At 45.5% G+C, this 13,155-nt stretch carries 11 protein-coding genes; 5 read left to right on the top strand and 6 right to left on the bottom strand.

Translation table 11 applies throughout. From position 1 onward, the window contains the following. Complete coding sequence (locus AC3CH4_RS09610) at positions 1–399, top strand: GspS/AspS pilotin family protein (RefSeq protein ID WP_029225239.1); 399 nt, start codon at positions 1–3, stop codon at positions 397–399. A gap of 108 nt (positions 400–507) precedes the next feature. Here the strand turns inward: AC3CH4_RS09610 and metE are convergent, their stop codons facing one another. After that, positions 508–2,856: a 5-methyltetrahydropteroyltriglutamate--homocysteine S-methyltransferase gene (gene metE, locus AC3CH4_RS09615; RefSeq protein ID WP_488542890.1), complete on the bottom strand. Its 2,349-nt coding sequence runs from the start codon at positions 2,854–2,856 to the stop codon at positions 508–510. A gap of 278 nt (positions 2,857–3,134) precedes the next feature. Here metE and AC3CH4_RS09620 point away from each other — a divergent pair, with 278 nt between their 5' ends. Further along, positions 3,135–4,046, top strand: coding sequence for a LysR substrate-binding domain-containing protein (locus AC3CH4_RS09620; protein WP_102480533.1), 912 nt, complete (start codon positions 3,135–3,137; stop codon positions 4,044–4,046). 212 nt (positions 4,047–4,258) lie between these two features. Here the strand turns inward: AC3CH4_RS09620 and AC3CH4_RS09625 are convergent, their stop codons facing one another. Both AC3CH4_RS09625 and AC3CH4_RS09630 read right to left on the bottom strand, forming a co-directional pair. Continuing rightward, positions 4,259–4,459 carry a DUF4250 domain-containing protein gene (locus tag AC3CH4_RS09625; protein ID WP_004736508.1) on the bottom strand — a complete coding sequence of 67 codons (201 nt, stop codon included), beginning with the start codon at positions 4,457–4,459 and terminating at the stop codon, positions 4,259–4,261. Between the two features lie 121 nt (positions 4,460–4,580). Then, positions 4,581–5,261: a hypothetical protein gene (locus AC3CH4_RS09630; RefSeq protein ID WP_488542891.1), complete on the bottom strand. Its 681-nt coding sequence runs from the start codon at positions 5,259–5,261 to the stop codon at positions 4,581–4,583. A 330-nt stretch (positions 5,262–5,591) separates the two neighbouring features. Between AC3CH4_RS09630 and AC3CH4_RS09635 the strand changes: the two genes are divergently transcribed. Beyond that, the gene (locus tag AC3CH4_RS09635; RefSeq protein ID WP_428783410.1) at positions 5,592–7,904 is read left to right on the top strand and encodes a YgiQ family radical SAM protein; all 2,313 of its coding nucleotides are present in this window, start codon (positions 5,592–5,594) and stop codon (positions 7,902–7,904) included. Positions 7,905–8,029: 125 nt separating this feature from the next. Here AC3CH4_RS09635 and AC3CH4_RS09640 read toward each other — a convergent pair whose 3' ends face one another. Genes AC3CH4_RS09640 through AC3CH4_RS09650 form a run of 3 tightly spaced genes read right to left on the bottom strand, consistent with a single transcriptional unit; the run spans position 8,030 to position 10,984 of the window. Continuing rightward, positions 8,030–8,494 carry a GtrA family protein gene (locus AC3CH4_RS09640; protein ID WP_280603867.1) on the bottom strand — a complete coding sequence of 155 codons (465 nt, stop codon included), beginning with the start codon at positions 8,492–8,494 and terminating at the stop codon, positions 8,030–8,032. Then, positions 8,487–9,968 (bottom strand): ArnT family glycosyltransferase, encoded by a 1,482-nt coding sequence (locus tag AC3CH4_RS09645; RefSeq protein ID WP_488542892.1) that lies wholly within the window; start codon positions 9,966–9,968, stop codon positions 8,487–8,489. Before AC3CH4_RS09645 ends, AC3CH4_RS09640 begins: the two co-directional genes overlap by 8 nt. After that, on the bottom strand, positions 9,965–10,984 hold the full coding sequence (locus tag AC3CH4_RS09650; RefSeq protein WP_488542893.1) for a glycosyltransferase family 2 protein: 1,020 nt from the start codon (positions 10,982–10,984) through the stop codon (positions 9,965–9,967). Before AC3CH4_RS09650 ends, AC3CH4_RS09645 begins: the two co-directional genes overlap by 4 nt. Positions 10,985–11,109: 125 nt before the next feature. Between AC3CH4_RS09650 and AC3CH4_RS09655 the strand changes: the two genes are divergently transcribed. Both AC3CH4_RS09655 and AC3CH4_RS09660 read left to right on the top strand, forming a co-directional pair. Then, the gene (locus AC3CH4_RS09655) at positions 11,110–11,787 is read left to right on the top strand and encodes a response regulator transcription factor (RefSeq protein ID WP_004736501.1); all 678 of its coding nucleotides are present in this window, start codon (positions 11,110–11,112) and stop codon (positions 11,785–11,787) included. Then, positions 11,784–13,088, top strand: a complete 1,305-nt coding sequence (locus AC3CH4_RS09660; RefSeq protein ID WP_488542894.1) for a sensor histidine kinase — start codon at positions 11,784–11,786, stop codon at positions 13,086–13,088. The genes AC3CH4_RS09655 and AC3CH4_RS09660 overlap by 4 nt, the downstream gene beginning before the upstream one ends. Positions 13,089–13,155: the final 67 nt, after the last annotated feature.

Here is a 13,155-nt window from a genome sequence, read left to right on the forward strand (position 1 = left end):
GTGAAAAAATGGATTATCGGCTCACTGGCTGCTGTTCTGCTTGCAGGCTGTAGCTCATCGAGTGAACAAGACAAACAAAGACAGCTAGAAATGATGGCGCAACATCGCGCTGGCGTTTTATCCGCAGGCTTGCCGATTGAGTATGGCCCGCTATCGGTCATGCGCGTGCTAGCAAAAAACACGGTTATCGAAATCATGATGATCTACAACCAAGATGCAAAAGGTGCTAAACCTTTAAACCAAGTTGTAGACATGAGTGTGAATAGCTACTGCACCAACTCTGAAGTAAGAGCAAATCTCGACATGGGCTTGGCTTACAACATCAAGATTCGCAACACTCGCGGACAACTGATCGTTGAGAAGCTGATCAGCAAAGAGACGTGTCAAAGTAGCAGCTAGTTTCTAGCTCGAAATTCGAACAAGTATAAAACCAGAAGGCCTCGCAAATGCGAGGCCTTTGTTGTGGTTCATCGTGGATTAACGGATCAATCAAAATCTTAGACTGAATTATACCTCAGCTGATTCCCACTCTTTACGCAGTGTCTTAGTCGCCGAAACTAAGTTAGTTAGTGCGGCTTCTGTCTCTACCCAGTTACGAGTCTTTAATCCACAATCTGGGTTCGCCCACAAACGTTCTGCTGGGATTTTTTCTGCTGCTTTCTTAAGTAAATCAACAATCCACTCTTCAGAAGGAATGTTTGGTGAGTGAATGTCATAAACACCCGGTCCAATCGCATTCGGGTAGTTAAACTCTTCAAACGCTTTCAGTAGCTCCATGTTCGAACGAGAAGTCTCAATGGTAATCACGTCGGCGTCTAGCGCCGCCACTGAATCAATGATCTCGTTGAACTCGCTGTAACACATGTGGGTATGAATCTGAGTTTCTGGTTTAGCACTCGCGGCTGAAATCTTAAAGGCATCCACTGCCCACTCTAAGTACTCTGCATGGTCGCGTTTTTTCAAAGGCAAACCTTCGCGAATAGCAGGCTCATCGATTTGAATGATGTTGATCCCTGCATCTTGTAAATCCGAAACCTCATCACGCAGTGCAAACGCCAATTGATTCGTAATCTCTTTTCGTGAGATGTCTTCACGTGGGAATGTCCAACACAAGATAGTGACAGGCCCTGTCAGCATCCCTTTCATCTGCTTCGAGGTCAGAGATTGGGCATAGGTCGACCATTCCACCGTCATTGGTTTTTCACGCTCGATATCCGCAACCACAATCGCAGGCTTCACGCAGCGAGAGCCATAGCTTTGTACCCAACCAAACTTGGTGGTTTGAAAGCCTGCTAGGTTTTCCGCAAAGTACTCCACCATGTCATTACGCTCGGCTTCACCATGCACAAGCACATCCAAATCTAAGGCTTCTTGACGCTTAACAGCATCTGCGATGTGACCTTTCAGTGCAGTGTTGTATTCCGACTCATTCAGTTTTCCAGTGCGGTAAGCACTGCGTTGAAGACGAATTTCCCCTGTTTGTGGGAACGAACCAATGGTTGTGGTTGGTAATAGCGGTAAACCCAACACCTCAGACTGATGCGCTGCGCGTTCTGCGTATGGAGCACTGCGCTCTGCTAGTGCTTTAGTAATGGTATTGAGTCGAGCTTGAACTTGCGGCTTATTCACATGAGTCGCGCTCTTACGTGCAACGATAGGTTGGCTGTAAGTCTCACACGCCAAAATGGCATTTTGATCGCCATCTAACGCCGCACCTAATAAGCTCACCTCGGTCACTTTCTGTTTTGCAAAGGCAAACCAACTCTTCACTTCTTCGCTAAGCGTCTCTTCTAACTCAAGGTCAACCGGGCTATGCAGCAGTGAACATGAACTTGCGACCCATAGTTTATCGCCTAGCTTTTCTTTCACAGGTTGCAGTAACTCAAGCTGAGAAGCTAAGTCTGCTCGCCACACATTGCGTCCATTGATTGCACCCGCAGAAAGTACCCAATCTTCCGGTAACTTATTCACTACTTCATCAAGTTGCTGCGGTGCGGCAGCCAAGTCGATGTGTAAGCCGTTGACGGGCAATTCCACGATCTTGCCTAACGTATCAGTCACAGAATCAAAGTAAGTGGTCAGCAATAGTTTCACATCGCCTTGAATCACTTGATAAGCCAGTTTGAATGAATCAGCCCACTGCTTTTCAAGTTCCAGAGAAAGGATAGGTTCATCGATTTGTACCCACTCAACACCCAACTTGGCAAGTTTTGCCAGAATCGCCTGGTAAGCAGTAAGCAAACGCGGCAACAAGGTTAAACGCTCAAAGCCCTCTTCCACTTCTTTACCTAGATATAAGTAAGACAGCGGGCCGAGAAGGACTGGCTTCACCTTATGCCCGGCTTTAATCGCTTCACTCACTTCGTCAAACAATTGTGGCCAACTCACCTCAAACGAATCGTCTTTGCTGAACTCAGGAACAATGTAGTGGTAATTGGTGTTGAACCACTTAGTCATGTCAGAAGCCGCCGAACTGTCTTTAGTGCCGTCACTAGACGTATGCGTACCACCGCAGCAAGTAGACTGAACTTGAGACTGACCACGACCAACACGAAACAAGGTATCCAGATCTGGGAAGGCTTTTTCATCTTCAGAACCACCAGCATGACGCTTTGGAACGTGGCCTAGAAGTAGAGTCGTTGTCAGAACATGGTCGTACCATGCGAAGTCACCCGCAGTTGCAAAGCTTAGATTCGCGTCAGCTTGTACATTCCAGTTACGATTTCTTAATTCGCTACCGAGTTGTTTGAGCTCAGATTGATCGATTTCACCGCGCCAGTATTTCTCGAGCGTGAATTTGAGTTCTCTTTTTTCGCCGATACGTGGGTAGCCAAGAATATGCGTTGTTGTCGTCATGAGTCTGTTCCTTATTCGATAATTTTGATTTCCGGTCAGACTGCCTTTGATGATTTCACTTTCCCACAAAGGCGTCTGGATGGCTAAACTATCGCCTTAATCGGACCTATGGACAACGTCCAAATATTCATCTTGTTTATTAATAATATTCATCTGAATCATCCAAAGATGAATGGTTTAAATCCATCTGGACATCTAGACGTTTACAAAAGATCAAAAACACCGTAGGGTGATTATTAAGAAATATTGAATTGGCTTAGGGAATATGAGGAATACTCATGATAGAGCTTAAACACCTTCGAACATTGACCACCTTGAGAGACAGCGGCTCACTGACTGCGACTGCGACTTCTCTTCATCTAACTCAGTCAGCGCTTTCTCATCAGTTGAAAGATCTTGAGGCTCGTATTGGCGGTCAGCTTTTCCTGCGTAAAACTAGGCCAGTAAAATTCACCTCTGAGGGTGAGATCTTGCTTAAGCTTGCCGATGAAATACAGCCAAGAATAGCTAAAGCAGAAAACGAACTCGCAAGCCTGAAAGAGGATGTGAATGGTCGTTTACACATGGCGATTGAGTGTCACTCATGCTTCCAATGGTTAATGCCTGCTTTGAAGGAATATCAAGTGGCTTGGCCAAGCGTGACGCTAGATTTTTCGTCAGGCTTTGGTTTTGAGCCGCTGCCCGCATTAATGGCAGGTGAGTTAGATTTGGTGATCACCTCTGATATTCAACCGCGTTCGGAAGTCCATTACGAACCGCTTTTTGATTTCGAGATGCGTTTGATTACCGCAATCAATTCACCTTTGGCCGAAAAATCGAGTATTGAACCGCAAGATCTTAGCGATATCACGATGCTCTCTTATCCGGTTCAAAAACAACGTCTTGATGTTGTGAAGCACTTTTTGCAACCGGCAGGCGTAGAGCCGAAGAAATGGAAACAGGCAGACAACACATTAATGTTGGTACAAATGGTATCGGCTGGTTTAGGTGTTGCGGCATTGCCGAACTGGGCGATCAGCGAGTTTTCAAGACAAGGGTTAATCGCCAGTAAACCACTGGGCAAAGGACTTTCAAGACGACTGTTTGCGGCGGTAAGAAACTCCGAGAAAGACAAACGTTATCTGCAAGCTTTCTTTAGCACGGCAAGACAGCAAAGTAAGAGTCACCTAGATGGCATTGAGGTCGTTTAAGAGACTCGTTGTTGGGTTAGTTTATGCCTGCGTTGAACCTGATAGGCATGCGCCAGAAACAAAAAAGTCACAGATTATCTGTGACTTTTTTCTTTTAGCTTTAGTACCGACGATGGCGGCACTTGTTCATTCTCGATACTAGCTCACTCTCGATAACTGGCTCACAATCGATAACTAACTCGCTATCAATAGAACATGCGCCAATTTGCTGCTTATCTTGGATAAGACTTAAACTGGTTAGTTAATGGATCGTATTGATAGCCAAGCATATCAAGCTTACCTACAACACTTTCTATATCCATTTCATACATACTGATCAGCTCTTCAAAGCTATCGCATTCTAAGCGAAGTTTTTCATTCACGATTCCCAGCAAAATAATGCTATCGAAACCTTTGACGTTGCTTAAATCCATCCCGTACTCCTAACGAACACACCGACTAGATTTAAGTTTAGAACGCTTACCAACACCACGCTAAAAAACAGATCACACTTTTTCGATTCAACACCGAAAGGCTTGTGAGATCAGTAACCGCCTACATCGCCCAAACTGGCGTTAAACCAACAGCCGCCGCCAATAACATCAACAATGAAATAGTCAGCTGAAGCTTTTCAGGGGTTTTGACAAACAGCAAATGCCAACACCAAACCACGATAGAAGAGATAAGCAAAGCAAAGCTAAACAACAAAGTTGAAATAACAGGTTCTAGTTGCGCTTCAGACAGTGAATAAACGTTAATCACGGTCGCCAACACCACCAACATGCCACTTAATACGCCCACAACAGGCAGAACGCGGTGAAATGCTTGTAAGCGCGTTCTTGCGATAGTCAGGAGTAAATGTCCGAAAGAAGCACCCAGTAAAGCCACCAGCAACACAGTCGCAATAATACCGACTGGATTTACCTGTTCGCTTGCTTGGATAGCAACGTATGACAGCGCCAAACCACACGCAAGATACATCACCCAGATAGGGCCTGAGTCACGTGTCTTCTTAGTTTGAACTTGAGAATAGAAATAGAAGATAGCGAATACGATCAGAAACGCTTCAATTCTTAATGAAGCAACAGCAAGCCAAAGCACGCCAATCGCAGGTAACATCTTGTGAATACGGCCACGTTGACCAGGGCAAATGTCACCCTTCACTAAGATTAAAGTTAAGATCAGTTGGGCTCCTAATAGCATGGGAGCAAATTGTACTAATAATGATTCGACCATTGTGGATCTACTTATTCAGACTTATTTTCGCGAATAATATCAAAAACTGCTGCGAACACTAATCAAAATCACAAATTAGCGACGTTATTCAAGGCTTCAACTATGCTGTTGTATGGTTCTTTTGTCAGCATTATCTGCAAAATGGCGAAAGACATCAGAACTAACAGGGGCATGTTCTACTGGCTAGTCTAGGCTCATGCCGCTATAATTCCCGCCTCAAAAATCAGAGGTTGAAATATGTACAGCGATATCACTCCTATTCACGAACACAAAAAATACTGGGCCGAGTGCTACGGAACAGCACCCTTTTTGCCTACCAGTAGAAAGGAGATGGATGCTCTTGGATGGGATAGCTGTGACATTATTATTGTAACTGGTGACGCTTATGTCGATCACCCGAGCTTTGGTATGGCTATCATTGGCCGTTTGCTTGAAGCTCAAGGCTTCCGCGTGGGCATCATTGCCCAACCAAAGTGGGACAGTAAAGATGCCTTCATGGAACTGGGTCGACCTAACCTATTCTTCGGCATCACTGCGGGTAACATGGATTCCATGATCAACCGCTACACCTCTGATCGCAAACTTCGTCATGACGATGCCTACACACCAAACAATGAAGGTGGTAAGCGTCCTGACCGTGCAACTCTGATTTATTCTCAACGTTGTCGTGAAGCCTACAAAGGCACGCCAATCGTTCTTGGTGGTATTGAAGCGAGCTTACGTCGCGTTGCGCACTACGACTACTGGTCTGATAAAGTTCGTCGCTCTGTATTGTTTGATGCAAAAGCAGACATCCTTCTTTTCGGTAACGCTGAGCGTGCACTGGTTGAAGTGGCACACCGCATTGCCGATGGCGAAGACATGTCAACGCTGACAAACATTCGTGGTACTGCTATCAACTTGCCTGCAGCGCCTGAAGGTTACAAAATTATTGATTCTTCTCGTATCGAAAAACCGAACAAAGCCTACGTTCCGGTTAACCCGTACGAAGTAGAAACGCAATGTGATACCAAGAAAGATGAAAAAGAAGAAGTAAAGGCGCAGCCAATTACGATTCGTCCTTCTCGTCACGATGCAAAAACAACCGCGGTTCGTATCCCTGGTTTCGAAAAGCTCAATAACGACCGTATTCTTTACGCTCACGCTAGCCGTATTCTGCACCTAGAGACCAACCCGTATTCAGGTCGTGCTCTTATTCAACGTCACGGTGACCGCGAACTATGGGTAAACCAAGCGCCAATTCCTCTTGCAACTGAAGAGATGGATTACGTGTTTGGCCTTGCGTACAAGCGTGTTCCGCACCCTATGTATGGCAAAGCAAAGATCCCTGCATACGACATGATTAAAACTTCGGTTAACATCATGCGTGGTTGTTTTGGTGGTTGTTCTTTCTGTTCAATCACAGAGCACGAAGGTCGTATCATTCAGAACCGTTCGAAAGAATCGATCTTGGATGAAATCGAAGACATTAAAGATAAAGTACCTGGCTTTACCGGTACGATTTCTGACTTGGGTGGACCAACGGCGAACATGTATCGTCTAGGTTGTTCTGATCCTAAAGCTGAAATTAACTGTCGTCGCCCATCATGTGTGTTCCCTAAAATCTGTGAAAAACTGAACACAGACCACCAGCACACCATTGACCTTTACCGCTCAGCGAGAAAGGTTCCGGGCATCAAGAAAGTGATGATCGCATCAGGCGTTCGTTATGACCTTGCGATTGAGTCTCCAGAATACGTACGTGAGCTTGTGACTCACCACGTTGGTGGTTACTTGAAGATTGCTCCAGAGCATACTGAAAAAGGCCCTCTGGATCTGATGATGAAACCGGGCATGGGCACTTACGATCGTTTCAAAGAGATGTTCGAGAAGTACAGCGCTGAAGCCGGTAAGAAACAGTACCTAATTCCTTACTTCATCTCTGCTCACCCGGGCACGGAAGATGAAGACATGCTCAACCTTGCGTTGTGGCTGAAAAAGCACAACTACGAGTGTGACCAAGTACAGAACTTCTACCCATCGCCAATGTGTAATGCGACGTCGATGTACTACTCAGAGACTAACCCTCTGAAGCGCGTGAAATACAAAAAACGTGAAGATGTTCCAGTGCCTAAAGGTGATCGTCAACGTCGTCTGCATAAAGCATTGCTTCGTTATCACGATCCAGAAAACTGGAAAATCATCCGTGAAGCACTGATCAGCATGGGCAAAAAACACCTAATTGGTGACAAAGCGAACTGCTTAGTGCCAGAAGAAGACTTTGAAGCTCTGACACCGGCACAGCGTCGTAAGTCTGGTCGTCATGGTTCACAACGTTTCGCAACTAAGCACAGTAAAGCTCAACCGGGTCTTGGTGGCGAAAGCCCACGTAACCATTCTAAGCCAGGTGGCAATAAGCCTAAACCGGGTGGTAAGAAGCCAACAGGTAGCCAAGGTAACGGCAATCAGGGCAACGGGAAGCAGAACGGTAATGGTAACGCGAATAAACCAGCGACTGGTTTCATCAAAAAAGCCCCTGCTAGCCAGCAATCACAAGGCAACGGCGGCGGAAATGGCAAGCCAAACCGCAGCAAAGCAGGCAATGGTCAAGGCGGTAAACCAGCAAGTAACGGAAAGAATCGCCAGCGCGCAACACAGCGTTAATATAGCGACCCCATTTACTTGGTTATCATAAAAATACAAAGCGCAGCTATTTAGCTGCGCTTTTTTGTGTCTGTTACTAATGAACGACCCGAAGGTTTCACTTGGTTATGTGATTACAAGGGATTCTAACGGGTGAAGACCCAATACTGGCTAAACAAATAGTTAGTGACCATGCCCACCAAGATACCTACGGCCATTGCGATAAATACAGCCCCAGTAAATGCAGGCAGTAATTCCGTCATCAGCTTAAAACACAGCAAATTAGGTATCGCCGATATCGATGCGGAAAACATGAATTTTTGCCACTGAATCAACTTCTCTGACCAACTACCCTGCCCTTTGAAGTCAAAAGTTAGCACTCGATTACCAAACCACGTTGCCGTGGCTGCTGCAATGAAAGATCCTATCCTTGCACTCATCAAAGGCAGCCCAACGGCATAATGCAGTAATGCAAAAACTAAGCAATCAACAACAAATCCGCCAACACCAACCACAGCAAATCGAACCACCTTGTGGTGAGACTGTAACCTCTGACTGTGCGTTTGAAGCTTGTTGTTGAACATTCGTAACCCCGAGTTAACGCTAAACATCGCTGCCACTTTGAATATGACTCAACGATAGATTTGGCTTGATGCTTGAGCTATGACAGCTGAATAAAGCACGCTTTATTTTCACCGTTGGCTCTAGAATACACGTTAATGCGTTCTCTTTAATCTTGGTTTCCACTTCAGATCTTTTGCCAATCAGATAGAACTTATCAATGCCATCTAGCGGCTCGATATCGAGAAGTTCTTTCGCTTGACCATGACTGTAAAATTGCCCAGAGAATGGTCGTTTACCCACGTAAAAGCTTGGCGCAGAATCCGTAATCTGTTCGAAAATAATACGGTCACTTTTCTCGTTCGCCTTGCCGAGATTCAGGTAGACCATCGCAATCATTAGCAACACAGGTAGAACCAAAGCCACGCTCGAGAACCACTTCTTATCTTTTTCTACTACGAGTATAGCAACCAACAAACCAAGGGCCGGAATACCTGGCAGGACGTAAGCTGGGAGAATATTGCCCGCCATAGTGAAAAGAATCAGAGGTGAAATCAACCAACAGACAAGAAATGAAAACAAACCGCGATTTTCAGTATTAATTTCTGCAATTTTCTTACGTCGAGCAAATGCCAATATAGGTAATACAATCGACCACGGCGCAGCCGCTTGAAGCCAAAACAGCCAGATCATACCTCTTGCTTGGTCATGGGCAGAGCCGTATAAATCGCCCTCCCAGCCACTCACAACAAAACGCTTAAAGTGCTCGCCAACAATAAAGTAATCAATAAAGCCCGGTGTTGCCATTTCAGCCATGATGTACCAAGGCAAAGCTATTGCTAGCATCACACCCAAGCCAGACAACAATGGAAAGCGTTGCCATAGCACTTTGAAAGCGCCAAAGAAGCCATGTTGTAATACTAACCAAGGGAAAACTGCGATGCCCATAATGACAATCGCTACTGGCCCTTTTGCAAGCAAGCCTAACGCTAAACCAATGAAACCGACATAACCCCAAGATCGATTAGTCTTCGCACTGCCTTCGCCTTTCCAACCCTCTCCTCCTAACCAACACAAGTAGAAGCCTAACATGGCAATGGTCATCGCTAAGGTTAACGCGATGTCTGTCATCACGGCGCCCGCGGCAATAGAGAAAATACCGCATGTCGCCAACACTACCGCGGCAACCAACGCACTTTGCCCAGTTCGCTTCGCCATGTAAGCGGTTAACAAAATCGTCGCTACTCCCGCTAACCAATGAGGCGCACGAACAGCAAACTCACTCAAACCAAACAGCTCAATACCAGCAGCACTCATCCATGTGAACAACGGTGGCTTGCCCCAAAAAGGAATGCCGTAATCAAACTGAGGTGTTAACCAATTACCGGTTTCTACCATCAAGCGAGCCATTTCTCCGTAGCGCGCCTCCGTAGTATCCATTAACGGATAAGTCGCCAAAGATAGGAGTCTTAAAACCAGTGCAAAAGCCAACAAATACCATAGGTGCGTTCTGTTCAGGCTCATGCTGACTCCTCTAATTTGAAATGTGTTTTTAATGCTGGTGTATCGACCACCGATTGGATCAGATACAAAGGACGATTCTTGGTTTCAATGAAAATACGACCTATGTACTCTCCCATTAAACCAATACTCAGGAGTTGAATACCGCCAAGGGCAAGTTGCACGACCATCATTGACGGATAGCCCGTGATAGGCTCGCCAAACATAATGGTTTTGAATACGATGAAGACGCCATACACAAAAGCAGTAAGAGCCACTAATCCACCAACGGCCGTCGCAATACGTAGAGGCCGGATAGAGAACGAGGTAATGCCATCCATCGCCAATCCGATGAGCTTGAGATAGTTCCACTTGGTCTCACCACAGAAGCGAGCATCACGCTTAAATTGGAGCGTCGCTTGTCGGAAACCCGGCCATGAAAAAATGCCTTTCATGTAGCGGTTACGTTCTGGAAGCTGATTGATATGGTCGACAACTTCTCGGCTTAACAGTCGGAAATCACCCACATTCTCAGGAACATCAATCTTCGCAGCCACATTCATTACTTTGTAAAAGCTCGCTGCTGAAAACTTCTTAAACCACGTTTCACCGTCGCGCTGGCTACGCTGCATATTGACGACGTCATAACCTTCGCGCCACTTGGCAATCATTTGCGGAATCAGATCAGGTGGATCTTGTAAGTCAGCGTCTAGCAAAATCACCGCTTGCCCACGACAGTGCTCGAGGCCTGCGCTCATCGCTGATTCTTTGCCAAAATTACGGCTTAAACCGATAACAGAAATTGAGCTATTGATTGAAGTGAATGAACTCACCAACTCCAAGCTGCTGTCTTTGCTACCGTCATCGACATAAACGATTTCACTCTTGATGGGCAAGCTATCAAGTACCTTGGTAAGGCGAGAGTGGAACTCTTCCAATACCTCTTGTTCATCGTAAAAAGGCACAATGATAGACAGAGAAACCGCAGGGTTGATCTGCGATGTAGATATCTTGGGGCGGCTTATATGAAGTTCAGACATAATACGTTCTTCTATTTTTTAATCTGAATCCAATCTACCCTCCCATAAGTGAAAGTTATGTTATTGACATATTTTTCACGCTCACTCAGGATAATGTTACCGTCTATTTCTGTATGAGAATCAAAATGAAACGAGTTCTATTAGTCGAAGATAACCGTGAAATCGCAGGTGTCTTGTTTGATTATTTTGAGTGTATTGGCATGGAACTCGATTATGCGGACAACGGCGAACTCGGCTTGCAACTCGCGTTGGAAAACTCATTTGATATCATCATATTGGATCTGATGTTGCCAAGAATGGACGGCCTCACGGTTTGTAATAAACTGCGAGACCAAGGCAACGCGACACCTATTTTGATGTTGACCGCGCTAGATAGCCGCGATGATATGTTGAAAGGGTTTGAGCATGGTGCCGATGACTATCTAACCAAACCTTTTGATTTGGATATTTTGGAAGCCAGAATGAACGCGCTTGTTCGTCGTTACCGAGGAAAAGTGGCTTCTTCTAAGCTTCAATTTGATGAACTCACCATTGATCAAAAAACCCGTAAAGCCTACCGTAAAGACAAACTGCTCGCACTTAACCCAACCACTTACACCATCCTTGAGATGCTGTGCCAAAAAGCACCTGAAGTAGTGACTCGTGAAGATATTTCCTACAAGCTATGGCAAGAAGACGAACCCAACAACGATGTGTTACGTAGCCATATCTATCAACTGCGTAATCAACTCGACAAGCCTTTTGACACCCCAATGCTGATTACCGTTCCTAAAGTTGGATTCCGTCTGGAGCCATCGAATTGATTTCAAATGTTCTGACAAGCACCAAAACCCTCACAGGCCGCCTAGCGCTTTTCTTTGGGTTGATGGCCGTGATTGTGTCTGCATTCGTCTATGTCGTTTTTGTTGCAGGGTTGTATATGTCGGAAGACCGGGTTGGCGAAAGACGCATCCTGATTGACCGAAACTATGCTGTCGAACTCTTTCAAGCTGGCGAGAGCGGCGCAATACGTATTGACGGTCTCACCATGGCGTACAATGACCTGTCATTTGTACCCAAAGAGTACATACCTTATATAGAAGGTAAGGATAACTTCCTTGGTGAAGTCGGCGACGAGCCGGAATCACGAATGATCTATGTGGGAGAGTACTCTCATGAAGGTAAAACTTACCCGATCATCCTTATGTCTGAGATAGATCGCGTCGAATTTGATACCTATGAATTGGTATACGCCATCTCGTTCGTGTTGGTGCTGCTATCCATTTTGATATTTAGCTTTGGTACCTTACTCTCTCGTCTTTCCAAACGACTTATTGAGCCTTTCAATTCCCTATCTGAGCAACTCAACTCGAACAAACTCGACCTAGGGGAAGAGTTTGATGTCAGTGAAGGTGCAGCTGTTGAGTTTCGTCAGTTAACAGACCAACTCAATCAATACCGTAGAGAAATCAATTCCTTGATCAAACGTGAACAGGCGTTTGCTCGTTATTCAAGTCATGAGTTAAGAACCCCACTAACGGTCGCTCGTGGTGCGAATAAATTGCTATTAAGAAGCGAAACAACGGAATTTCAATCTCGTCAGGTTGAGCGCATTGATGAAGCCATTATCCAGATGTCAGAAATGGTCGATGCCCTACTCGGTTTAGTTCGTTATGAAAGAAACAGTGACGATGTACCACTGCGCTTGTTTAGTCAGCAAGAGTTAGAAGCTATCGTTTCCAAGAATTCATTACAGGCGGATGAAAAGCAAGTCGAGATATCCTCACACATTCAATCAGAGCCGACCATTCAAGCCACCAGCGCGATCATGAATATGTTGGTCGGCAACTTATTGAGGAATGCCATTGCAGCGACCAATAGTGGTACTGTCACTGTTACCCTGTCCAAGCAGAGTATTGTGATTGAAGACCAAGGTGAAGGCCTTCAGGAACAATACAATCCGAATGGTCATGGATTAGGTTTATTGATTGTCGACGACTTGTGCCAACGCTTCCATTGGGACTTTGAGTTGGTCAATCGTAACTCTGGAGGGTGCACTGCCAGAATCGCCTTTCAGACAGATTCACCCTCGCCCATACCAGAGCAAATAAACTCGCAGTACTAAGTTCAATATCCAACGAAAACTTGATTTAGTTGGTTTACAGCGCTGACTAGCTACTAGATACTCGTTA

The sequence above is a fragment of the Vibrio sp. QJM3NY_26 genome, assembly GCF_057786005.1.